At 65.8% G+C, this 22,240-nt stretch carries 26 protein-coding genes; 5 read left to right on the top strand and 21 right to left on the bottom strand.

The genetic code is table 11. The features are described 5' to 3' along the window. Window positions 1-73 precede the first annotated feature (73 nt). Both SBP01_RS05340 and SBP01_RS05335 read right to left on the bottom strand, forming a co-directional pair. On the bottom strand, window positions 74-940 hold the full coding sequence (locus SBP01_RS05340; RefSeq protein ID WP_320537769.1) for an SDR family oxidoreductase: 867 nt from the start codon (window positions 938-940) through the stop codon (window positions 74-76). Beyond that, entirely contained in the window at window positions 937-1,383 is a 447-nt protein-coding gene (locus tag SBP01_RS05335; protein ID WP_320537768.1) for a nuclear transport factor 2 family protein, read from the bottom strand. The genes SBP01_RS05340 and SBP01_RS05335 overlap by 4 nt, the downstream gene beginning before the upstream one ends. Before the next feature lie 99 nt (window positions 1,384-1,482). Between SBP01_RS05335 and SBP01_RS05330 the strand changes: the two genes are divergently transcribed. After that, window positions 1,483-2,160: a TetR/AcrR family transcriptional regulator gene (locus SBP01_RS05330; RefSeq protein ID WP_320537767.1), complete on the top strand. Its 678-nt coding sequence runs from the start codon at window positions 1,483-1,485 to the stop codon at window positions 2,158-2,160. Between the two features lie 57 nt (window positions 2,161-2,217). Then, on the top strand, window positions 2,218-2,982 hold the full coding sequence (locus SBP01_RS05325) for an alpha/beta fold hydrolase (RefSeq protein ID WP_320537766.1): 765 nt from the start codon (window positions 2,218-2,220) through the stop codon (window positions 2,980-2,982). 84 nt (window positions 2,983-3,066) lie between these two features. Here the strand turns inward: SBP01_RS05325 and mgtA are convergent, their stop codons facing one another. The 11 genes from mgtA to SBP01_RS05270 form a co-directional block, all read right to left on the bottom strand. After that, complete coding sequence (mgtA, locus tag SBP01_RS05320) at window positions 3,067-5,781, bottom strand: magnesium-translocating P-type ATPase (RefSeq protein ID WP_320537765.1); 2,715 nt, start codon at window positions 5,779-5,781, stop codon at window positions 3,067-3,069. A 130-nt stretch (window positions 5,782-5,911) separates the two neighbouring features. Then, window positions 5,912-6,841: an urea transporter gene (locus SBP01_RS05315; protein WP_320537764.1), complete on the bottom strand. Its 930-nt coding sequence runs from the start codon at window positions 6,839-6,841 to the stop codon at window positions 5,912-5,914. Continuing rightward, window positions 6,838-7,872: a nickel transporter gene (locus tag SBP01_RS05310; RefSeq protein ID WP_320537763.1), complete on the bottom strand. Its 1,035-nt coding sequence runs from the start codon at window positions 7,870-7,872 to the stop codon at window positions 6,838-6,840. Before SBP01_RS05310 ends, SBP01_RS05315 begins: the two co-directional genes overlap by 4 nt. Beyond that, window positions 7,872-8,702, bottom strand: a complete 831-nt coding sequence (locus SBP01_RS05305; RefSeq protein ID WP_320537762.1) for an urease accessory protein UreD — start codon at window positions 8,700-8,702, stop codon at window positions 7,872-7,874. The genes SBP01_RS05310 and SBP01_RS05305 overlap by 1 nt, the downstream gene beginning before the upstream one ends. A gap of 152 nt (window positions 8,703-8,854) precedes the next feature. Next, window positions 8,855-9,472 carry an urease accessory protein UreG gene (gene ureG / locus SBP01_RS05300; protein WP_320537761.1) on the bottom strand — a complete coding sequence of 206 codons (618 nt, stop codon included), beginning with the start codon at window positions 9,470-9,472 and terminating at the stop codon, window positions 8,855-8,857. Between the two features lie 12 nt (window positions 9,473-9,484). After that, a complete protein-coding gene (locus tag SBP01_RS05295) occupies window positions 9,485-10,165 on the bottom strand; it encodes an urease accessory protein UreF (RefSeq protein ID WP_320537760.1) in 681 nt (226 codons plus the stop codon). Then, window positions 10,146-10,628 (bottom strand): urease accessory protein UreE, encoded by a 483-nt coding sequence (gene ureE, locus SBP01_RS05290; RefSeq protein ID WP_320537759.1) that lies wholly within the window; start codon window positions 10,626-10,628, stop codon window positions 10,146-10,148. The genes SBP01_RS05295 and ureE overlap by 20 nt, the downstream gene beginning before the upstream one ends. 10 nt (window positions 10,629-10,638) lie before the next feature. Next, entirely contained in the window at window positions 10,639-12,396 is a 1,758-nt protein-coding gene (gene ureC, locus SBP01_RS05285) for an urease subunit alpha (protein ID WP_320537758.1), read from the bottom strand. Beyond that, window positions 12,393-12,722, bottom strand: a complete 330-nt coding sequence (locus SBP01_RS05280; protein ID WP_320537757.1) for an urease subunit beta — start codon at window positions 12,720-12,722, stop codon at window positions 12,393-12,395. The genes ureC and SBP01_RS05280 overlap by 4 nt, the downstream gene beginning before the upstream one ends. A 10-nt stretch (window positions 12,723-12,732) precedes the next feature. Then, window positions 12,733-13,035 carry an urease subunit gamma gene (locus SBP01_RS05275; protein WP_320537756.1) on the bottom strand — a complete coding sequence of 101 codons (303 nt, stop codon included), beginning with the start codon at window positions 13,033-13,035 and terminating at the stop codon, window positions 12,733-12,735. Window positions 13,036-13,291: 256 nt separating this feature from the next. Beyond that, a complete protein-coding gene (locus SBP01_RS05270) occupies window positions 13,292-13,807 on the bottom strand; it encodes a cupin domain-containing protein (protein ID WP_320537755.1) in 516 nt (171 codons plus the stop codon). A gap of 78 nt (window positions 13,808-13,885) precedes the next feature. Here SBP01_RS05270 and SBP01_RS05265 point away from each other — a divergent pair, with 78 nt between their 5' ends. Next, on the top strand, window positions 13,886-14,503 hold the full coding sequence (locus SBP01_RS05265) for a TetR/AcrR family transcriptional regulator (protein ID WP_320537754.1): 618 nt from the start codon (window positions 13,886-13,888) through the stop codon (window positions 14,501-14,503). 12 nt (window positions 14,504-14,515) lie between these two features. Here the strand turns inward: SBP01_RS05265 and SBP01_RS05260 are convergent, their stop codons facing one another. Next, window positions 14,516-14,920 (bottom strand): hypothetical protein, encoded by a 405-nt coding sequence (locus tag SBP01_RS05260; RefSeq protein WP_320537753.1) that lies wholly within the window; start codon window positions 14,918-14,920, stop codon window positions 14,516-14,518. Window positions 14,921-15,321: 401 nt separating this feature from the next. Beyond that, on the bottom strand, window positions 15,322-15,801 hold the full coding sequence (locus SBP01_RS05255; RefSeq protein ID WP_320537752.1) for a YybH family protein: 480 nt from the start codon (window positions 15,799-15,801) through the stop codon (window positions 15,322-15,324). A gap of 173 nt (window positions 15,802-15,974) precedes the next feature. Here SBP01_RS05255 and SBP01_RS05250 point away from each other — a divergent pair, with 173 nt between their 5' ends. Next, entirely contained in the window at window positions 15,975-16,364 is a 390-nt protein-coding gene (locus SBP01_RS05250; protein ID WP_275212793.1) for a hypothetical protein, read from the top strand. A gap of 167 nt (window positions 16,365-16,531) precedes the next feature. On the opposite strand, the gene SBP01_RS05245 is transcribed toward SBP01_RS05250, so the two are convergent. The 3 genes from SBP01_RS05245 to SBP01_RS05235 form a co-directional block, all read right to left on the bottom strand. Continuing rightward, window positions 16,532-16,894 (bottom strand): cupin domain-containing protein, encoded by a 363-nt coding sequence (locus tag SBP01_RS05245; RefSeq protein WP_275212794.1) that lies wholly within the window; start codon window positions 16,892-16,894, stop codon window positions 16,532-16,534. 203 nt (window positions 16,895-17,097) lie between these two features. Beyond that, window positions 17,098-17,388 carry a hypothetical protein gene (locus SBP01_RS05240; protein ID WP_320537751.1) on the bottom strand — a complete coding sequence of 97 codons (291 nt, stop codon included), beginning with the start codon at window positions 17,386-17,388 and terminating at the stop codon, window positions 17,098-17,100. A gap of 88 nt (window positions 17,389-17,476) precedes the next feature. After that, window positions 17,477-18,532, bottom strand: a complete 1,056-nt coding sequence (locus SBP01_RS05235; RefSeq protein WP_320537750.1) for a 2,3-butanediol dehydrogenase — start codon at window positions 18,530-18,532, stop codon at window positions 17,477-17,479. A gap of 253 nt (window positions 18,533-18,785) precedes the next feature. On the opposite strand from SBP01_RS05235, the gene SBP01_RS05230 reads away from it, so the two are divergent. Further along, complete coding sequence (locus SBP01_RS05230; protein ID WP_320537749.1) at window positions 18,786-19,199, top strand: cupin domain-containing protein; 414 nt, start codon at window positions 18,786-18,788, stop codon at window positions 19,197-19,199. Between the two features lie 51 nt (window positions 19,200-19,250). On the opposite strand, the gene SBP01_RS05225 is transcribed toward SBP01_RS05230, so the two are convergent. The 3 genes from SBP01_RS05225 to SBP01_RS05215 all read right to left on the bottom strand — a co-directional run bounded on the left by SBP01_RS05225 (window position 19,251) and on the right by SBP01_RS05215 (window position 21,838). Continuing rightward, on the bottom strand, window positions 19,251-19,835 hold the full coding sequence (locus SBP01_RS05225; protein WP_320537748.1) for a TetR/AcrR family transcriptional regulator: 585 nt from the start codon (window positions 19,833-19,835) through the stop codon (window positions 19,251-19,253). 95 nt (window positions 19,836-19,930) lie between these two features. Then, the gene (locus tag SBP01_RS05220) at window positions 19,931-21,331 is read right to left on the bottom strand and encodes an NAD(P)/FAD-dependent oxidoreductase (protein ID WP_320537747.1); all 1,401 of its coding nucleotides are present in this window, start codon (window positions 21,329-21,331) and stop codon (window positions 19,931-19,933) included. A 126-nt stretch (window positions 21,332-21,457) separates the two neighbouring features. After that, complete coding sequence (locus SBP01_RS05215) at window positions 21,458-21,838, bottom strand: cupin domain-containing protein (RefSeq protein ID WP_320537746.1); 381 nt, start codon at window positions 21,836-21,838, stop codon at window positions 21,458-21,460. Window positions 21,839-22,240: the final 402 nt, after the last annotated feature.

The following is a 22,240-nucleotide window of genomic DNA, read 5'->3' as shown; positions in this document are numbered from 1 at the left end:
TCTGCACGCAGCCCCAGCTAGTTGCCTAAGGCTAGGTATAGCACTTTCCGGGGCCGCCGGAACCGGAAAGTGCTCAGCTTTTCAGGACCTCCTGCAATCCGGTGACGGGGATGTCCGGGAACTCGGCGCGGGAGGGCGCCCACTGAAAGGCTGCGCCGCCGGATTCCTCCCAGATCCCGGCCTTGGCGATCCGGGCAAGGAACGGGGAGAACGGCCTCGCCGCAACGGACAGGACCCGCTCGGCGGCCGCGGGGATCCGCTGGACCGAACCGTGGCCTGACCGGGCCAGCACGGCCTCGGCCACCTCGTTGGCCGTGGCTGTGGCCGATCCCCATTCGATGACACGGTTCCGCAGTGCAGGGTCAGAAACCGCACGGACCACCAGCGCGGCGGCGTCCTTGACGGACGTGTAGGTGACGGGGGCGCGCCCGGACCCGAACACCATGACTTTGTCCTTGGACTCGAGCGGGGCGGTCATGTTCGCGAGCCGCTGCTCCAGGAGGGCGCCCGCCCGGATGACGGTCCAGGCCATGCCGGATGCCCGGAGCGCATCCTCGGCCGCGGCCTTGCAGCGCAGGAACTCGATGGGCCCGTTGGCAGCGGCGCCGTGCATGGACATCATCACCAGGTGTTCCACGCCGGCGGCGGCAGCCGCGTGCACCAGCCGGATGGCGCCGTCACGGTCAACGGTGCGCGGGTCGGAGTCCTTGATGCCGAACCCCGAGGCCGCGAACACGGCCGCCGTGCACCCGGCCACGGCTTTCCGGCAGTCCTCCTCGGAGGCGAGGTCGCCGCGCAGGAGCTCGACGCCGTCGGCCGCGGTCCCGGGGAAGGGCTGGGACTTGCCGCGTGCCATGACCCGGACCTGGTGGCCGGCGTCCACCAGCAGGGGCACCAGGGCACGGCCGAGCCGGCCTGTCCCGCCGACAACCAGGATCATGGCCGTTCACCGCCTGTCCCGCGGACGGCCATGCTGACCGCGGCGTTCACGTCCCCGGATTCCCGCTCGACCGGTTCAAGGTAAAAGTGTGCGCCGGCGATCTTGCCGCCGCGGACGGTGAGGATGGCGATGCCTGCGGACCTGCTCACGGTTCCGTCCGGGCGGGTGCCCCGGTTGCTCCATTCCATCCAGACCTTGCCGCCCGGGCCGGTCGCGGCGTCATGCACGGTGAGGCTCAGGTCCGGCAGGCCGGCGAAAAGAGCGGTCCAATTCTTCCGCACCTGGGCTGAACCCCTAAAGCTTCGGGCGGGGTGGGCCGGGGTGACGTTCTCATAGTCCTCGGCGAACTCCGACACCATCGCGTCGAGGTCGTGGCGGTTTGCGGCGGCCACCATGCGCCGCACCGGGCCTTCGGGAAGACGCTCCATACCTGATGCGTCCATGATCTGCTCCTTCGTTGTCCGTCGCGGGAGGCGGAGAGGCTGGTACGCTGAATTTGATACAGTCAGCTGTAATCAACTGATACAGGGAGTCTATTCCTCGTGGAAGCACCGGTCAACGCATCGAACCGTGAGGCGTCCCGCCCGCGCGCCTACGATGCCAGGCGCCGCCAGGAGGCCGCCGAAGAGTCCAGGATGCTGGTGCTGGCGCAGGCGCGCGACCTGTTTCTGACGCGCGGGTACGGCCGGACCACCATCGCTGCGATCGCCGGGGCGTCAAGTGTTTCGAAGGAGTCCGTCTACAAAAGCTTCGGCGGGAAGCCGGGACTGGTGCGGGCCATCTACGAGCAGAGCCTGCTTGGAGCCGGCGGCACCCCGGCCGAGGAACGTTCGGACCGTGCCCAGGCCACCGTCACTGATCCGCGTGAACTCATGGAGCAGTTTGGCCGGTTCATCTCCGAGGTCAGCCCCCTCGGCTCCCCCGTCTACCTGCTCATCAGGGATGCCGCCGCGAGCGGGGATCCGGACATGGCCGCGCTCCTGAACGACGTTGACGCCGCGCGGTACCGGCGGATGCTGCACAACGCGCGGCAGGTGCTCGCCCGGGGCTTCCTGCGGGCTGACCTGACCGCAGAGGAGGTGGCCGACGTGATGTTCACCAGCACCTCGGCCGAACTCTACGAGGTCCTTGTCCTCAAGCGGGGCTGGAGCGCGGAACGCTATGGGCAGTTCATGGCCAGGACGCTCGCCGCCAACCTGCTGCCCGAGCCGCCGGCCTGAGCACGTACCCCGAAATACGTCCTCCCCAAAGCGCTCCGCCAGGCGTAGCATCCTGCCATGGGACCACTGCGGGCCATCCTTCTTCCCGGGAGCGTGCTCCCCGCCGACCTCGCCTACGGCGCGCTGATCCGGGCCTTGGGGCCGGACGTGCAGGCCGTCGCCAAGGACCTGGAGCTGTATGCCGGCGACACTCCCCCGCCGGACTGGAGCCTGGACACCGAGGTTGAGGGCGTCCTGCGCGAGGCCGACGCCCGGGGATGGGACACGTTCCATCTGGCGGGCTATTCAGGGGGCGGTGCGGCGGCGTTGGCGTTCACCGCCAAATACCCGGGCAGGCTGCGGAGCCTCGCGCTGCTGGAACCGGCCTGGGCAGGGAACTGGGACTGGAGCCCTGCCTACGCGGAGATCTGGAAGCAGTACCAGCAGCTGGAGACCCTCCCGCAGGAGCAGTTCATGGCCGCTTTTATGCGGCTGGGGGTAAAGCCCGACGTCGTCCTCCCGCCGCCGCCGGATCCCCCGCCGCCGTGGATGGCCAAGCGGCCGGCGGGCATCAGGGCGTTCCTGCGGACCTTCAAGACCTACGATCTGGACCGGGCCAGCCTGGCCGCCTTCCGCCAGCCCGTGTTTTTTGCCCTCGGCGGGCTGAGCAACCCCGACGACTACGGCGATACTGCCAGCCGGCTCTCCAGGGTGTTCTTCCCCGACTTCCACCTGGAGGTGTTCCCCCACCGGCACCACTTCGACCCTCCGCACCGGGTGGAACCCGAGCGTGTGGCGGAGCTGCTCAAGCGGCACTGGGAGCAGGCGGAAGCGGCCCTCTAGAAGCAACGCGGGGTCAGATTACGCCCGAAAATCGGAAGTTATTGGGCGGTATCTGACCCCGCGTTGCACGGGCGGAAGCGAACCTCAAGCCCGCGCGCTGCGCCCGGCGAGCAGGCGCCGGTGCCGCGGCGCGGCCACCGGGACCGGGGCGCTGAAGCGGAAGGCCCGGCGGGCGATGTGGTGGTTTTCGGGCCGGCGGCGGACCAGGATGGGGCCGGCGGGCACCTGCTGGGCGTCCCGGGCGAAGAACCAGGCCTTGGCACCTTCCACCAGGACCAAGTACACCACGATCATCCCCAGCAGCGCGAGGAAGAACGGGACCGGCAGCGGGTCGAAGCCCAGGACCCCGGCCAGGGGCGAGAGCGGCAGGTAGATTCCCACTGCCACCACACCCAGCGAGGCGGCAAGCAAACCGACGGACGGCCGGCTGCGCAGGAACGGCACCCGCCGGGTCCGGATGGCGAAGATGATCAAGGTCTGGGTGGCGATGGATTCGATGAACCAGCCGGCCCTGAACTCCCCCGGCACGGCGTTAAAGACAAACAGCATCAGGGCGAACGTGGCGAAGTCGAACAGCGAGCTGATGGGCCCGAACAGGAACATGAACCGGCGGATGAACGCGATGTTCCAGTGCGAGGGCGCCCGGAGCTGTTCGTTGTCCACGCGGTCGCCCGGGATGGCGAGCTGGCCGGAGTCGTAGAGCAGGTTGTTCAGCAGGATCTGGCCGGGCAGCATGGGCAGGAAGCTGAGCACCACGGACGCCGTGGCGGCGCTGAACATGTTGCCGAAGTTGCTGGAGGTACCCATCAGGACGTACTTGATGGTGTTCGCGAAGATCCGGCGGCCCTCCCGCACGCCTTCGGCGAGGACGCCCAGGTCCTTGTCCAGGAGCACGACGTCGGCAGCGTCCTTCGCGACGTCGGTGGCACTGTCCACGGAAATCCCGATGTCCGCCTTGTGCAGCGCCAGGGCGTCGTTCACGCCGTCGCCCATGAACCCCACCGCGCCGCCGCTTTGCCGCAGCAGGGTGATGATGCGCGCCTTCTGTTCGGGCGAGACCCGGGCGAAGATGGTGGCGGTGCGGGCCGCGTCGGTGAGTTCGGCGTCGGACATTGCCTCCACGTCAGCACCGGTCAGCGTCCCGCCGGAGATCACCCCGACCTCCACGCAGACCCGTTCGGCCACTTTGGCGTTATCCCCGGTGGCAATTTTGACGGTGATTCCCAGGGCTTCCAGCTCGTCCAGGGAGGCCATGGCGTTGGCTTTGGGCCGGTCCAGGAAGATCAGGAACCCGGCCAGGGTGAGGCCGCGCTCATCGGCCGCGGTCAGCGCCCTGAGCCCCGCCGCAGCGCGGGTGGCCACGGCCACCACCCGGGAGCCGGCGTCGAACTGTTCATCGAGCATGGCCTGCACGGCAGGCGGAGTGGGCCCGCACAGGGCCAGGACGTCTTCGGGCGCACCTTTGGTGACCAGCTGCGCGGGTCCGCCGGGCTCCCGGACCAGCACGGTGGTGCGGCGGCGCTGGTGGTCGAAGTCGATCAGGTCCAGCCGCTCGAACCGTGCCGGGTCAAAGTCGGCGGCGCCGGGGCTTTCCCACAGGGCCGCGTCCAGCGGGTTCTGCCCCGCGGAGGTAAGTTTGGCTTCGGTGTAATCCGCCTCGGTGGCCAGCAGCCCCAGGGTGAGCAGGCCGCCGTCGGAGGTTTCCGGGGTGAGCGGAAGGGCTCCGGTGAAGCTGATCCGCCCCTCGGTCAGGGTGCCGGTCTTGTCCGTGACCAGAATGTCCATGTCCCCAAGGTCCTCGATGCAGACGAGCCGTTTGACCAGCACCTTCCGCTTGGCCAGCTGGCGGGTGCCGGTGGCCAAGGACGTGCTGACGACGGCGGGGAGCAGCTGCGGGGTGATGCCCACGGCGATCGCGAGGGAGAACAGCAGGGATTCCAGGAGCGGCCGCTGGAGCAGCAGGTTGGCGAGGAAGATCAGCGAGGTGAGCACCACCGCAACCTGCAGCAGCAGGAAACTGAACCGCTTGAGCCCGAGCTGGAATTCGGTCTGCGGCTGCCGTTCCCCCAGGCCCAGGGCGATCCGGCCAAACTCGGCGCGGCCGCCGGTGGCCACCACCACGCCCGTGCAGCCGCCGGACTGGATCACGGTGCCCATGAACACGCAGGAGGAGAGGTCCGCCAGGGCGGACCCGGCCCGGACCGGCGCGGGGTCCTTCGCCGCGGGCAGCGACTCCCCGGTGAGGATGCTTTCGTCGCAGAGGAGGTTCTTGGTGCTCAGGAGCCGGAGGTCCGCCGGGATGATGGCACCCAGGGAGAGATGGACGACGTCGCCGGGCACCAGGGCGGTGACGTCCACTTCCCGGGTGGTTCCGGCAGTTCCGCCGGCGGGTCCGCGCCGGAGCACCACGGCGCGGTGGGTGACGCGGGAGTGCAGCGCCTCGGAGGCCCGCTCGGCGCGGAACTCGTTGGTGAAGCCCAGGCCCACGCTCACCAGCAGGATCACGCCGATGACGATCGAGTTGGTGGCGTCACCCAGGAACAGGGACAGGCCGGCGGTGATCAGCAGGAGGATCAGGATGGGGCTGGCGAACTGGCGGCCCAGGACAGCCCAGCCGTTGGCACGGTGGGTGCGGACGGCGTTGGGGCCGAGGGCCGCGAGGCGGGCGGCGGCCTCCTCGTCGGACAGGCCCTCGGGGCCTGAGCCCAGGCGTTCGAGCACCTCCGTGGCGGACAGCGACGCGGCGTCGGTGATGGGCAGCTGGAGCGAGGTCCGCTCCTGGACGTTCAGCTCTGGCATGCGGATCCGTTCGGACACGTCAATCTTGGAAAGAGTGGGGCTACGGCTAAGAGTACGACGGGAAGCTGACAATGTCGGCTGCGGGTCCGTCACATCCAGGAGTTGGAGGTCCACCGCCCGGCCGCGGACGTCAGGTCCTGGGGCTGAACCCGGGAGTATGGTGGAGCGCCACCAACATGAGCCAGGTGGCGAGGATGAACGGCCACGTATAGACAGGCAGCGCGGTCAGGCCCATCACCCAGGCCAGGACCGACGAAACACCAACACCCACCACGGCAGCAACCCAGGGCTGCCAGGTGCCCCGCAGAAAGACCGCAGCCAGGGCAATGGCCGTCAGGACCCCGGAATAGCCCAACAGCCCGTGCGCCAGGGACTGGACATCCGAGCCGGTGGCAAGATCCATGCCCGCCTCCAGGCCGCTGCCCAGCAGTGCAGCCGCGCCCACCTTCCAATGGGCGATAAAAAGCCCCACCAGGATCACGGCGCCGGCCAGGGCGGAGTCCACCAGCACGACTTCTGAAATGTTGCTGAGGATCGCTTGGCCCATGTTGGCCAGGACGTTCTCCGGGACCTCGCCCAGATCGGTGCGCGGCCCGTGCAAGGGGGCATGGACGGCAAAGAGCACCCCGGCGACGATGCAGAACGGCGCGGTGGTCACGGGCAGCGCGTACCGGCGGACGGACGGGTGGTAGAACAGCCAAGCGACGGCAACGGTGACCGGCCCGCAGGCGAGGCCGCCCAGGACGGCGAACGCGGCCGCCGGCCAGGTGAAACCCAGCGCTGAGAACTGCGCTGCGCCCACCAGGGCCCCGCAGTAGCCGTGCAGGCCGTTGCCCAGTTCGCCGAGCCGCCGGCGGCACAGGACACCGCTGAGGGTTGAAAAGAGCAGCCCCAGCACCGCCAGCGCAGCCATCCGCCAGTTCGCGATGGCGAACCCGGCCAGTACCGCCAGGCCCGTCCACACGTTCGCCTGGAAGTAGATCTGGCTCAGGCCGCGGGTGGTGGCGGCAATCCAGTTGAGGCTGGCGACGGATTCCCGGGGCAGATAGACGGAAGTCATCGGGCGTGCCGCCGCCCCCGAAGGACGGCAACCAGCCACACGGCGGCGAACGTGCAAACGAGCGCGAGTCCGCCCTCCCCCAGGTCGATTCCCGCCAGCCAGGCAACGACCGGCTGGTCCACTCCCGCGGCGTTGACCAGCCCGCCGAGCGTGATGACGGCGATGAACAGGGCGGACAGGGCGGACAGACCGGTGATGACAGCGTTGAACCCGAGCCGGCGCTGCGGGTTTTCGATGGCGGATTTGTACAGCCGCATCATGGCGATCCCGTTGATGGAGTCACAGAGGGTCATGGCGGCGGCGAAGGCCAGCGGAATGGCCATCAGGGCAAACGGTGAGACTCCGGCCAGCGTGGCTGAGGTGGTCATGACCAGCAGGCCGATGGTGGTGGCGGTATCGAAGCCTAAACCGAAGAGGAAGCCGATGACGTAGATGTTCCGCGGACGTTCCACCCTGGCCAGGGGCTTGGCCAAAAGCCGGGCCATGAACCCTTTGGCCTCCAGGTCCCCGCTGTGGACCGTCCCTCCCCTGGCCGCCTTCCGGTAGGCCTGGGCGGCTTTGAGGAAAGCGGAGCCGTTGAAAAGGCCCATGACCAGCAGGAACGTCCCGGAGACCGCGCTTCCGATCAGCGCGAGCACCAGGTTGCCGGCGCTTCCCGCCTCCATCAGCTGCCCCACCAGGGCGACGCCGGACAGCACCAGCAGCCCGGCCAGCATCACCACAGAGCTGTGGCCCAGGCTGAAGGCAAATCCCACGCTGACCGGGTCCTTGTGCTGTGCCACGAACCTGCGGGTGGAGTTGTCTATGGCTGAGATGTGGTCCCAGTCGTAGCTGTGTTTCACCCCGGCGAGGTAGGCGGTGAAGACCAGCCCCAGCGCGAGGGGCCGGGCTGTTAAGGTACCGATCGCCAGCAGCGCCGCGGCGGTGCAGTGGAGCAGGACGACGGCGCCGGCCACCACGAGCATGCGGGTCCTGGCCGGCAGTTGCTCGCGCTGCCGGTACAGGACGGCCACATCACTCAAGGTGGTCATCAGTACTTCCTGAGGTTCATTGGTGCCTGCCCGTACCAGCGTTCGCGCAGCAAGCCGGTGCAGGCCCGGAGGAGCCGGTTGAGTTCCCCGGTGCTGTTGGACAGGGAACGCAGGACCAGCGCCGCAGTGCCCGCCTGCCGGGCGGTCAGCGACACGCCGGTGTGGGCGTCGTGTCCTGCGGCCAGCGCATGGAGGTCGTCGGCGAGCGCCTGGTCCACCCGCGGGTCCACCGCGATCAGGGAGCCCAGGTGGCTGAACCCTTCCATGAAGCCCATCCCGGTAACATCCGCGAGCGGGGGCCGGATGAGCAGGTTGTCCAGCGCGAGCAGCTGCGTGCCGTGGGTGCCGGCCACATGGATTTCGTTCCGGAGCCGCAGTTCCTCGTACTTGAACGAGGACCCGTCAGGTGACCAGCCGGGAGTCACCACCTCGGCCATGATCAGGCTCGACGTCGGGCAGACGGTCACGTGGGTACGTTGCCGGTAGCTGGCCTCCCGGTAGGCGATCAGCTGGTCCGGGGCCAGCTCCAGCTGCGCATTGTCGCCGAGCCGCAAGGTCATCCGCTGCTCGGCAAAGGAGCCGGGCGTCCGGTAAACCTTCGTCGCAGACTGTGTAGTCAACAACAAAGAAGCCCCCGCCTCCACCTCAACGTCAATAACGAAGAGATCAGCCCCAAGATACGCCCCGCCAGGGTTCACCATGACATAGCAAACCTGCCCCGACTCATCCAGATAGTGCGGCCGCAAAATCCGCAGGGCGCCCCGATGGTACTGCTGCACCGCCACGGACCTGCCCTGCCGAACGGCGACTTGTAGCTCAAGCTCCCCCATTGGCGACCTGGCTGCGGAGGCTGCGGAGCCGGATATTAGGGGCCGCGGCGTGGTGGGCACCGCGAAGCGGGCACGGCCCCTAATATCCGGTGAAGCCGCCGCACCCAGCCCGGTGCCCGGTTGGGTGACCACTTGAGAGGCCGCCGTCGTGCTCACTTGGCCAGGTCGAGCATCAGGACGTCGCGCCGGATCCACCGAATCACGGCGTCGAGCCCTTCGTCGGTTTTGAGGTTGGTGAAGCAGAAGGGTTTGTCGCCGCGGAATTCTTTCGAGTCCCGTTCCATGACGGACAGGTCGGCGCCGACGTGCGGGGCGAGGTCGGTTTTGTTGATGATGAAGAGGTCGGACTTGATCATGCCCTGGCCGGCCTTGCGCGGGATCTTTTCGCCCTGGGCCACGTCGATGATGTAGATGGAAAAGTCAACCAGTTCGGGGCTGAAGGTGGCGGAGAGGTTGTCGCCGCCGGATTCGACGAAGATGACCTGCAGGTCGGGGTGGCGGGCCTTGAGTTCCTTGATGGCCGCGGTGTTCATGGAGGTGTCTTCCCGGATGGCGGTGTGCGGGCAGCCGCCGGTTTCGACGCCGATGATCCGGTCCTCCGGAAGGATTCCGTTGGCCGCCAGGATCTTGGCGTCCTCGATGGTGTAGATGTCGTTGGTGATGGCGGCCATGGAGATCTCGCCGCTCATGTGGCGGGTCAGCCGTTCCACCAGCTGGGTTTTGCCGGCCCCCACCGGGCCGCCGATGCCGATAATGATGGGTTCAGTCATGGTGTCCTCCTGTTAGCTCATGAACATGCGCGCACGTTGCCGCTCATGCCGCATCTGCGAAATTTCCAGTCCGGGGGTCGTGGCCCCGAAGTCGTCCGGCGTCAGGTGCCCGATCCGCTCAACTGCGGCAGCGACGTCGTCGGCCGCTCTCCCCAGCAGCCGCTGCCCGGCGTTCTGGCCGAGCGGAATGGCCCGCACCGCGTTCTGCGTCAGCGACGTGACCGCGGCGAAAAGGTACGCGGCGAGCGCCTCCGCCAGCGGCACACCCAGGGAACGGGCGACGACGGCGAACGCCAGCGGCTGGTGGCCTGCGGCGCGGCCGGTGCTCACCAGGTCGCTGTACTCCGCCAGCCCGGGCGACGGGAAGACCTGGCCGCCGATCTCCAGCAGCCGGCCGCCCATGGTGATGCTGGCCTCGCGCACCTGCCGGGGCAGGAGCTGTGCCGTGAGCACGGGATCCAGTTCCGCCACGGGTGTTCCCTCGTAGAGGAGGCGGATGGCCATCCCGTCCGAGTAGGTCAGCTGCTGCCCCACAAAGGCGGAGAGCCAGCGCCCGAACGAATCGGCGTCGTGGATCAGCCCGCGCTCAATGTACCCCTCGAACCCCAGCGAGTGCGCGAACGCCCCGGTGGGAAGTGCGGAGTCCGTCAGCTGCTGGAGCCCGAGCTGGTAGCTAGTGCGAGTGTTCGGCATGGCGGAAAGGAACAGGCATGACCCGTTCCTGCCGGTCGTAGGGAACCCCGACGTGCTTGAGATAGTCCTCCACGGTGTGGTCGTAGGCGCAGACCATGACCTCGGCCCCGTATTCCGAGGACGAGTCGAAGAACTGGGCCTGCAGGTGCCGGTTGCCCAGCGAGTGCGCCACCACCCCCATTTCGTGGATGGACCGCGGCGCGATGACCAGGACATCGGTGGGCAGGACGGAGACCACGATCATGTTGGTGTCCGCCACGTGCAGGATGTCGCCGTCGCGCAGGTCCGCAGACCCTGCGGGCAGGCGGATGCCGAGCTCCTTGCCGTGGTCGGTGGTGACGCGCTGGATCCGTTTGACCAGCTCGGCGCTGGGCAGGACCACCTTCTCCCGGTGCAGGCCCGCGTACTCCCCCGCGTCCGGCGGCAGATCGTGCAGGTTGCCCAGGACTTTTTCGATAATCACAAAGCCGCTCCTAGAAGAGGAAGTAGCGCTGGGCCATGGGCAGTTCGTCGGACGGCTCGCAGGTGACATCCTCGCCGTCCACCGTCACCTTGTACGTCTCCGGGTCCACTTCGATGTCCGGCGTGGCGTTGTTGTGCTTCAGGTCCGCCTTGGTGAGGGTGCGGATGCCGGACACCGGGCGGATGACCCGCTCCAGTCCGAGCTCTTCCGGCACGCCTGCCTCGATCGCGGCCTTGGACAGGAACGTGATGGAGGACTTTTGCAGGGCCTTGCCCAGGGTGGCGTACATGGGCCGCATGGTGCGGGGCTGCGGGGTGGGGATGGACCCGTTGGAGTCGCCCATCAGCGCGTAGGCGATCTGCCCGCCCTTGAGGACCACTTCGGGTTTGACGCCGAAGAACGCCGGATCCCAGAGCACCAGGTCCGCGAACTTGCCCACCTCGATCGAGCCGATGGCGTCCGCCATGCCCTGCGCGATGGCCGGGTTGATGGTGTACTTCGCGATGTAGCGCTTGAGCCGGAAATTATCGCTCTCGGCCCCGGCACCGTTCGCGGCGCCGTGCTCGCCGGCTGCGCTTTCCCCCCGGGGATCCTTCAAAACGCCGCGCTGCCGCTTCATCTTGTCCGCCACCTGCCAGGTGCGGGTCACCACTTCGCCCACACGGCCCATGGCCTGCGAGTCGGAGGAGGTGATCGCGAAAATGCCCAGGTCCTGCAGGACGTCCTCGGCGGCGATGGTCTCGGCGCGGATGCGGGAATCCGCGAACGCCACGTCCTCGGGGATGGCCGGGCTGAGGTGGTGGCACACCATCAGCATGTCCAGGTGCTCTTCGATGGTGTTCCGCGTGTAGGGCAGGGTGGGGTTGGTGGACGCGGGCAGGACGTTGGGCAGGCCGGCGATCTTGATGATGTCCGGCGCGTGACCGCCGCCGGCGCCTTCGGTGTGGAATGTGTGGATGACGCGGCCATCGATGGCCCGGATGGTGTCCTCTACGAAGCCGCACTCGTTCAGGGTGTCGGTATGGATGGCCACCTGGACGTCGTACTCGTCGGCGACCTTCAGCGACGTGTCGATCGAGGACGTGGTGGCGCCCCAGTCCTCGTGGACTTTGAGCCCGATGGCCCCGGCCCGGATCTGCTCGGCCAAAGGCTCGACGGCGGACGCGTGGCCCTTGCCGAAGAGGCCCACGTTGATCGGGAGACCTTCGATGGCCTGCAGCATGCGCTGGATGTGCCATTTGCCCGGGGTGATGGTGGTGGCTTTGGTGCCTTCGGCCGGGCCGGTGCCGCCGCCCACCATGGTGGTGATCCCGCTGCACAGTGCGGTGGGGACCTGGTCCGGGGAGATGAAGTGGATGTGGGTGTCGATGCCGCCGGCGGTGAGGATTTTCCGCTCCCCGGCGATGATCTCGGTGCTGGCCCCGATCACGATGTCCACGCCGTCGGTAATCTGGGGGTTGCCGGCCTTGCCGATTTTGACGATGTGGCCGTCTTTGAGGGCGACGTCCGCCTTGTAGATGCCCGTGTAGTCCAGGATGATCGCGTTGGTGATGACGGTGTCCGGGACCTCTTCGTCCCGGGTGACCTGGCCGTTCTGGCCCATGCCGTCACGGATCACCTTGCCGCCGCCGAACACCACTTCCTCGCCGTAGACGGTGAGGTCTTTCTCGATCTCAAGGAACAGTTCAGTGTCAGCCAGCCGGATGGCATCTCCCGTGGTGGGGCCGTACAGGTCCGCGTACTGCTTGCGGGGAATTTCAAGGCTCATTTGCGTACTCCTTGGTTCTGGGAGAGGGGGCCGTTGACGGCGTTGCTGAGCCCGAAGACCTCGCGGTTGCCTGCCAGTTCGATCAGCCGGACCGGCCTGCTGTCGCCGGGCTCGAACCGGGCGGCGGTGCCTGCCGGGATGTCCAGCCGGCGGCCGTAGGCGGCCGCGCGGTCAAAGTCCAGGGCGGCGTTGGCTTCGGCGAAGTGGTAATGCGAACCGACCTGGATGGGCCGGTCTCCGGTGTTGGTGACATGGACGTCGATGGCGTCCCGTCCCGCGTTGAGCGTCACCGGTTCGGAATTGAGGACGTATTCTCCGGGGATCATGGACGGGCTCCTATCGGATGGGATCGTGAACGGTGACGAGCTTGGTGCCGTCCGGGAAGGTCGCTTCGATCTGGACATCGTGGATCATCTCGGGCACCCCTTCCATGACGTCGTCGCGGGTGAGCAGCGTGGTGCCGTAGCTCATCAGGTCCGCCACGGTCCGGCCGTCGCGGGCCCCTTCGATCAGTTCGTAACTGATCAGGGCAACCGCCTCGGGGAAGTTCAGCTTCAAGCCCCGGGACTGCCGGCGACGGGCCAGATCGGCGGCAACAACGATCATGAGTTTTTCCTGCTCACGAGGCAAAAGATGCATTGCTTCTCCTTCACGAAAAGGTCAGGGCCGCGGAAAACCGGACGTCAGATCCTCCGTGCTTGGAACAGCCGGGGACGAGCGGAGCAGCCTTTACGGTTATATGCCTCAAAGCCGGGCGCAGGCAATGATCGTGGTGGTGTGTTTGGATCCTCCGTGAAACCTGATGGCCAGCTGTGAAGAGCTTGAATGCCGCTTGGCAGGGGTCTGACGAGGGGTCTCACGGGGGTGCACCGGGAGCGGCCGGTCACTTTTCCCGTCAGCCCATGGGGGGATTCAGGCCGTACCGGGCGATGATGCCCGGCAGCCATGGCGCCTCGCCAAACTGGAGACCGTATTCAGCGGCGAGTTTGCCGATGGCTTCAGGGTCCGGTGGACCGCCGGATTCAAGCTGATCGGCCAGCCCCCAGAAGAAATGCTCGAACCCCGCAGGACTGATCACTTCGATCATCCGCGCGGGAACTTTGCCGGCGTTCCACATGGTGTGCAGCTCGCCGCGTGGCTTGGTGATGTAGCCGCCGGCGCCCAGGACCGCCTCCCGCTCACCGGAGCGGAACCCGATTTCGCCTTCGAGGACGATCGAGTACTCATCCTCGCGCGTGTGCTTATGCGGTGGAACGAGGGCCCCTACCGGGAAGGGATGCTCCACGATGGAGATCTGTTCGTTGGTATGTTCGCCGAACAGTTTGAAGACAACCCCGATTGTTCCAAGGCTGCCGTGGCGTCCTTCTCCTGGCTGCACGACAGTGAGCCGTGGAGCCTCTTCAGCGCTCATGACATCCCACCTTTTCTTATTCGATATACACTTGTGTACATCGAATTATCCAGCCGCGACAGGACGGGTGTCAACAGTTTGAGTGAACAGGGCCGTTCAACCAAAGCCCGCCGGTACCAGATGAATAAGCGTGCCGAGCAGGTGGAAACCACGCGCCAGCGGATCGTGGACGCAGCGGTGGCACTGCACGGGTCAGTCGGCCCCGCCAAGACCACCATTGCGGGAGTGGCCGAGCAGGCAGGGGTGACGCGCCTGACGGTCTACCGGCATTTTGCGGACGACGCCGCGCTGTATTCCGCCTGCTCCTCGCACTGGCTCTCCCAGCAGCAGCTGCCGGATCCCGCCGCCTGGTCCGAGCTCACGGACCCGCTCACGCGCCTGCACGCCGGCCTGGCCGACCTTTACCGGTTTTATCGCGACGGCGAGCCGATGCTCAGGCGCATCTATGGCGATTGGGCCGCCCTTCCGGAAGGCCACCGCTCAGACCTCGCCCAGCGCAACAACTTCTTCCGCGACCGGCTTCTGGAGCCGTTTCCGGAACCGGACAGCGGCCGGCTACGCGCCGTCGTCGCGCATTCCGTTTCTTTCTGGACGTGGCGGTCTCTCTGCCACGACAACGGGCTTTCCAATGACGACGCCGTCCAGGCCATGACGGGGCTGGCAGCAATGACGGCAGGCCTGCAGCAGCCCTGCTGAAGGTGCCATGCGCTACTTGAGGCTGAGGACCTCGTCGATGGGGCGGCCGTTGACGAACACCCGGGCGCTGGTGGCGGCCGACGCGGCCATGGCGGTGTACTCCAGCTGGGCCTTCGCGCGCGGGATGTCGCACTCGCCGCCCAGCATGAACTGCCCGGAAAGGTAGATGGTGATGGTGCTGCCGTCCAGTTCGCCGCCGAGGTAGGTCAGGCTCGACTGGTACAGCACGTTCACCAGCCCGGACATGCCGACGTCGCGGTTCTTGTTCGCGAGCAGGGCGCCAATGCTGGGGCCCACCTGGTCCCGGAAGCGGACCGGGGCGGTGGTGGTGGCCACCAGGCTGTCGCCGCAGCCGATCTTCGGCCCCGAGGCGCCGTTGTCACCGACGGCGACGTAGTAGACCGTCAGCGGGGCCACCTGCTCCGGGAACCCCGTGAAGGTGGGCTCCGGCGCGGGTTGCGGGCTCTCTGAAGGGCCGGCGGGCGGGCCTGCGGGGGCGGACGACGGCGGTGCGGTGGCCGTGGGGGAAACGGTCGCCGGGGGGGGAAACGGTCGCCGGGGCGCTGGTCGCCGCCGTCGGGCCCGCCGTGGTGCCCGGCGCCGCGGACGGGGTTGCCGACGCAGCGGGGGCCGGGGAGCTGCTGGTGGGTGCCGGGGCCGGCGGACCGAAGCAGCCCGCGAGCGCAAACAGCGCGCCAACCGCCAAAACGCTGAGTGCGGACAGCCTGGGCCTGGTCATGATGCCCCCCTTGGACGCGGGCCCGGTTCGGTGGACCCTGCTTTCAAGTTACGCCGCAGGGGGCCTCCCAAACAGGGACTTAAGTCCGGCCGCCGGAGCCGGGGCGGGGCTTGTCCGGCATGGCCTGGCTCAGGAGGCTGGTGAGGCCCGGGCTGACGTGCTGGCCCGTATCGCCATGGCGGTGGGCCAGCCGCCACTCCCCGTTTTCCCGGCGGTAGATGTGGGTGACCCGGACCAGTTCCTCTTCCAGCGGGCCGCCATCCACGGAGACGGCCGATCTTTCGTAGCCCACCGTGTACGCGAGGTCACCGCTGACATCGGCGGCCACCAGTTCATAGACCACGGGCGTTCCGTCAGCGAACCGGGTGGACACCCAGCGGAACGTAGCACTGACGTCCGCCCAGCCGCTCTTCCCGGGCGCGACAGCCGGGAAAAGTGTGGTAGGGCCGTCCTCGGACAACAGCCCGATCAGCGGGCCGGGATCGCCGCGATGGATGGCGCTCGCGGCAAGTTCATGCCGTGCCACAAGGCTGGAGATGGTGCTTTCCTTGTCTGTCATGACCGCCTCCGGGGTCTGCTGGATCGCCTGATTCAGTCACCGTAGGATCAGTCGAACCAGGGGTCAAGGCCGGCCGCGGACTGTCCGCCGGCGGGCGGCTGTGGCCGCCGCGGAACGCTCACCGGCCCAAAATGAACCTGCCGCAATGGAGGGCCGGGAGGCTAAAATGGAGCATGTTGGTCTTCCCAGCCATCGGGCTCCTGCTTTGGGTCGCGTTCCTCTTTGTTGTGATGGTGCTGGCCGGCGTTGTCTGGGCCGCATCCAGGCTGGCGCTCGCTCTGGCCAGCTTCCTCCAGCGCCCCGTTCAGGGGCCAGTCGCCGCCGGCCTGCGGACCCCGCCGCAGGTCCCGCACCCTCTCCCCCGCCACCATCTCCCCCGCCAAGGTCCGCCACCGGCCCTGTTGCCCAACCGGGACCGGACTCCGCCGCCGGTCCACACCACGTCCCAGGCCCGGGCGCAGGCGGATATCTGGCCCAAGTGGACCCCGGCTCATCGGCGCTATGTAGACGAAGAGTTAGCGCTCTGGCAGGAGCAGTTCGACGCACTGAGCTCCCGTAGGTAGGGCCGCCGGTCCGCTCGTCACCTCACCGCGCGGTGGTCACGGCGCGTGCTCACCGCGCGGTGGTCGGTGCGGCGGCATGACAGTAGCCGCCCCCTGGTGCAGCGGAGCGGCTACTGGTGGCGGTTCGGGTCACACTGCGCTGGATGACGCCGACGGGAACCGCATGTTCAGCGCTTCGCGTAGTCGGCGAATCCCTGCCAGTCGATGACCACACAGGGCTCGTCTCCCACCACCCAGGCGTCATGCCCGGGTGCCATGATGCCGAAGTCGCCGGCGCTGTATTCCATCTCCTCGCCGTCGTCCATGACCACTTTCATCCGGCCCGAAACGAAGTACCCCATGTGGGATGCCTGGCAGCTCTCTGTTTTGGCGATCGGCTTGACGTGTTCGGACCAGCGCCAGCCGGGCAGGAACGTGGCGCGCCCAACGGCGCCCTTGTCGACGTTGACGAGTTGAAGCTGGCCGGTGTCACCTTCGAAGGGTCGGGTCTCCTCGGGCGAGTCCAGGCTCATGCGAACTAGATTTGGCATTTCATCTCCTATGGACGGTGATGCTCTTGAGCTGATTGGACGCCGGCGGGGCCTCGATGCCCACGGCGGGGAAGGAGATGAAACCCCGCCAGTGAGGCAATTCTCCGCCTGCGCCCGGACCCCCGCAAGAACTTTCTGGAACGGCCGCTGCAGTCGCGCAAGGCCCGGTCAGCAGCGAGCCGCCGAGCTTTTCTGCGGGACGGTCACGTGTTGAGGCTGTTGGCGGTCACTGCGAATTCCTCTACCGAGACGATGTGCGTCTTGTCCGCCTCGCTGGTCTCCTCGCGGATCCTGGTGGCGTCCTGCCGGGTGGCAACCATCGATTCCTCGGTGTCCCACAGGGTAATGGAGAGTGCCTTGTCGGATTCCTTGCTGTTCAGGTAGTAGATTCCCTTGCACCCCGGAAGCTGGAGCACCCTGGTGATGATTTCCTCCGTCGGTGCGTTCCTGAGCGTGTTGGGGCTGGTCTGGTACGTGCTGATTCTGGCGAACATCGAACTTTTCTCCGTTCTCGCTGGATGTATATCGGGGCACTACTTATGGCTGGGCAGCCTCGTCGACGGGTCGGTTGGACCGAAGTCCCTACGGATGCACCAGCACCTTCACCGCGGTGTCCTTGTGGTTGATGAGGGTGTCGAAACCCTGCTCCACCAGGTCATCCAGCGCGATCCTGCCGGTGATGAACGGCTTGAGGTCCACTTTGCCTTCCTGCACCATCTTGATCACGGCCGGGTGGTCGCGGACGTAGGCGATGGTGCCGCGGAGATCGATCTCCTTCAGCACCAGCTTCTGCATGTCCACCGTGGCCGGAGCACCCCAGATGGACACGTTGACCACCACGGCACCCGGCCGGACGGCGTCGAGCATGGTGTCCAGCACGGCGTTCACGCCGGCGCACTCAAACGCGACGTCGGCACCGGTTCCGCCGGTGAGCTCGCGAACCCGCGCGGGGACGTCCTCCTGGCTGGGATCCAGGACGTGGTCCGCCACCCCGCTGGAGACAGCCTTCTCCTTCCGCGCCGCGGTGAGCTCGCTGATGATGGTGGTCACGCCCATGCCCTTCAGGACCGCGGCAGTGAGCAGCCCGATCGGCCCGGACCCACCCACCAGGGCGACATCGCCGGCCTTCGCGCCGCTGCGGGCCACCGCGTGGTGCGCCACGGACAGCGGTTCAATGAGGGCCGCCTCGTCCAGCGGAATGTCCCCGATCGGGTGCACCCACCGCTTGTCCACCACAATCTTTTCGCTCAGGCCGCCACCGCCGCCGGAAAGCCCGATGAAGCCCATCTGCCGGCAGAGGTGGTAGCTGCCCGCCTGGCACATGTCGCAGTCGCCGTCCACGAAATAGGGTTCGACGACGACGTTGTCGCCCACCGCGAGCCCCTCCACCCCGTCGCCGACCTCGGTGACAGTCCCTGAGAACTCGTGCCCCAGGGTCACCGGTGACTCCTCGCCGGAGAGGGGGTGCGGATGCCCCGGCGCCGGGCAGAAGATGGGCCCTTCCAGGTACTCGTGCAGGTCAGTTCCGCAGATACCGCACCACGCGACGTCGATCTTCACTGCCCCGGCCCGGAGTTCCGGTTCCGGAATGTCCTCGATGCGGATGTCCTTGCGGGCATGGAAACGTGCTGCCTTCATGATGAGCCTTTCGGTGGTATGGATATTCCTGCCCGCGCCCTGGCCTCAGGGGCGGCCCGGCCACGTCCGAACATCCTTGCATCAGGGCGGGAGGTCCGGTAGGGACTTTTGGCATGCACATGAACAGTTGACTGGAACAGATGTTCATGTAATGTTGATCACAGCAGGGTGATCCACCTCACTTTTGACCGGGGGTAACTGAATTTCACCATGCACGTATGGGTAATTTCCGACTCTTGAAACGGTTGAAGCCATGAACGATGCAGCCACCATTCAGTCCCCCACAATGACGGCGGGCCATCCAATTGAGTTCTGGGCAGCGAAGCCGCTGGAGGCCCTCGGCGGCGAGTATGGGCGCCTGCGCTGTCGGTTTATCAACTCCCACCCGGTGGGCAGCTGGGATGACTTTATCCTTTCGGAATGGACGCTTAATTCCTGCGCCTGGGAAGATTTTCACCCACACAGTGAGACCGCTTTTGTACTGGAGGGCGAACTCCACATTGAGAGCCGGGGCAAAACGGTCATCCTGCGGCCTGGTGATTCAGCACGCGTCAATCCCGGCGGTGTGGGCAGGTACTGGGCGCCGGTCTATGCGCGGATGATCACCATTTACGGCCCCAACCCCGATGGCCTCGAATCGCACTCCTTCCGGTATTCCGAAGTATGAAACGCCGCTAACGGCGCGGCTGCGAGGCACGCTGCGCCATTCCCCGGAGCCCTAAACGCCGGCCTTAATCAGGAGAGCGTCAATCATCATGAAGAAATGGGCACTGTGATCGGCACCCTTCGGATCGGTCATGTACTGGATCGCTGCGCCGTCGTAGATCATCAGGAACAGCCGCACCAGCGCCGGGAAGCCGATACGGCACCCCTCCCCGCTGTTTTGGGCAGCCACAGAGAAGATGTTTCCCAGTTCCACCACATAAGCGGGATAAATCTTTCCAGCCAGCGGGCTGGCGGCATTGCGCGTCGCCCACATGATGAGTTCGATTTCCGCGAGTATGCTCGAGGGCTCTTCCTCCAGTGCGCGCCAATAACCTTCCGCCACCTGCTCCACGGCCTTTCGAAGGCCGAGATAATCCGGCACGTCGCTGGAGAACCGGCTCAGATTCTTCAGCCACGCCTCGGCCGCCCTGTCCATGAGTTCGTCTTTATCGCTGAAGCAATAATGTGCCGCGGCCAGGGGGGCATTCGCCTCCTTGGCAATCGCCCGCATGGTTACCGACTGAACGCCCTCACGGCGCATGATTTCAATCGTGGCCGCAATCAGTTGTTCTTTTCGTTCCGAAGCTGATACCCGCATAGATCATTCTCCCCTCGCCACGGTCACCGCCGAAGACCGTATCCCGGCTGCCAAGAAACAGCCGGGATACGGTCCCGATCGCCAAAATCCCTGAGCTACGTCGTGGCCAGGATCTCGTCCACCGCCGCAGGCGAGCCGGTGTCCACATCCTGTGATGGACCGTTCAGGTACCGGTTCATGGAGTCATCCATGGCGTTGAGCCAGCGGGTGTGGTGCTTGGTGGCCATGGTGCCCGTGACCACGGAACGGTGGAGCATGTCGCGGTAGCCCAGGATGTCAGTTTCCTTGTGGTGCATCCAGTCCTTGAACAGCTGGCAGACGGCGTCCAGGTCGAAGGGCGGGTAGTCCGTGGCGTCGATGAGCTCCCGCAGGTAGTCGGTCTGGAAGTCCGCCTCGGCATCGTGATCGGACAGCGCGGCCTGGCGTTCAAGCCAGGACTGGATGTCCGCCTCACGCTCGGCCAAGGGCGGCAGTTCAATCACGCCGGTCATCACGTCGCGGGCAAACCAGGCCTGAGCGTCAAACATGTTGAAGGTGTAGTACTGGTCCTGTGCACCCAGGTAGAAGAGGTTGGTGTTCTGCTGCCACACCACTCCCTTGTAGAGGTTGCCCGGGTAAAGGACGTTCGGCGATTTCAGGGACAACTCGCTGGGCAGGTACGGATACTTGTGCTGGTAGCCAGTGCAAAGTACGACGGCGTCAAAGTCGTCCTGGGTGCCATCGCTGAAGTGTGCGGTGGGGCCGGTGAAATGGGTCACGAGCGGGCGCTCCACCGTGTTCTCCGGCCACTCATAGGCCATCGGGGTGGTGCGGTAGCTGAGCGTGATGGAGGCCGCCCCCATCTTGTGGGACTGCATGCCAATATCTTCTGCGGAGTAGCTGCTGCCGATCATCAGCAGATTCTTGCCATAGAAGCGCTCGGCCCCGCGGAAATCGTGGGCGTGCAGAACTTCACCGGGAAACGATTTGATGCCTTTGAACTCCGGGACTGACGGGACGGAGAAGTGTCCGGTGGCAATAACCAGCTTGTCGAACACGTAGGTTTCCGTGATGTTGGTTTTGAGGTCCTCCACTGTCAGGGTGAATTCCTGCGTGCCCTCGTTGTAGCTGGTGTGCCGGGCCACGCTGTTGAAGCGGACGTACTTGCGGACATCGGACTTCTCCACGCGGCCCTTGATGTAGTCGAAGAGGACTTCTCGAGGCGGGAAGGAGGAGATCGGCCGGCCGAAGTGCTCGTCAAACGAGTAGTCCGAGAACTCCAGGCATTCCTTGGGGCCGTTGGACCAAAGATGGCGGTACATGCTGGAGTGAACCGGTTCGCCATGGGCATCCAGCCCAATTCGCCAGCTGTTGTTCCACTGGCCGCCCCATTCGTCCTGCTTTTCAAAGCAGATGATTTCAGGTATTTCCGCCCCTTTTTGGCGTGCTGATTCGAAGGCCCGCAGTTGTGCCATGCCGCTGGGGCCAGCACCGATGATTCCAACTCGAAGTGCCATGTTTGCTTCCTCTTCTGATAGTCATTGGGCCGCTGCTGTGCGGCATTGGGAGCTTTACTGCCTGTCCATAACGCTCTTCGCTTGTCGCGGGCGGCAACTGCCGTCCCGCGACCGCGCCGGAGGATCTTAGGGCTCGAAAGTGCGGTCCCCTACGAAGAACCCGAGGGCGTATTCGGGGGTCTCAAACTTCACGGTGGTGCCCTTGGGGAAGAACAGCACGTCGCGTTCTTTCGCGTGCGTGACTTCGCCGGTGCTCTGGTCCGTGAGGATGAATTCGCCCTTGATGACAACCTTCATCTCGTCATAGGTGTACGTGTACACCAGGGGCTCGGACGCCTTCAGTTCGAAGAAGCCGGCGCACATGACGGATCCTTCGGGGTTGTGCAGGGAGTCGCCGATCGCGGCGTCCGTTCCCGGCTCATTCATCGAGGGAAGTCCGGTGAAGCCGTTTTCAACCTTGTGGATGGATCCGGCCTTGCTCAGGGTTCCTACGAGAGTGGTTTCCATGGTGTCTCCTGTGAAGTGGGTGAAGAGTTCCTCAGAACTCTTTTTGGGGGGCGTAAATGGCCATAGAGGATTGCGCTTTTGGCGCATAAGGGGGCTGCGTTGAAGGTCACCTCTGAAACCGGGATATGGCTCCGGGAGGAAAGGCTGCAAATCCGACATTTTCGATTCTCAACGGACCGGCCTGGCTCCTCTTTGAGCCGAACCAGTGTGAAGTGAATCACTTATGATCGTTTACCGACTTTCACATGAACACTCGTACAAGTCAATCGTTCAGGAGAAGATTTGCGGGATTATTTTTTTGAGAACTAACACTCAGATCAGAGACTTGGCAACGTCAATATTCTTCTCATGGACCCTTGACTGGGACGCTTGTCAATGTCAAAGTATTCAAATCCGTGACTC

The organism is Pseudarthrobacter sp. IC2-21 (assembly GCF_034048115.1).
GTDB classification, from domain to species: domain Bacteria; phylum Actinomycetota; class Actinomycetes; order Actinomycetales; family Micrococcaceae; genus Arthrobacter; species Arthrobacter naphthalenicus.
The sequence above is the reverse complement of the archived record's forward strand: the minus strand, read 5'-3'. Positions and strand labels throughout refer to the sequence as shown.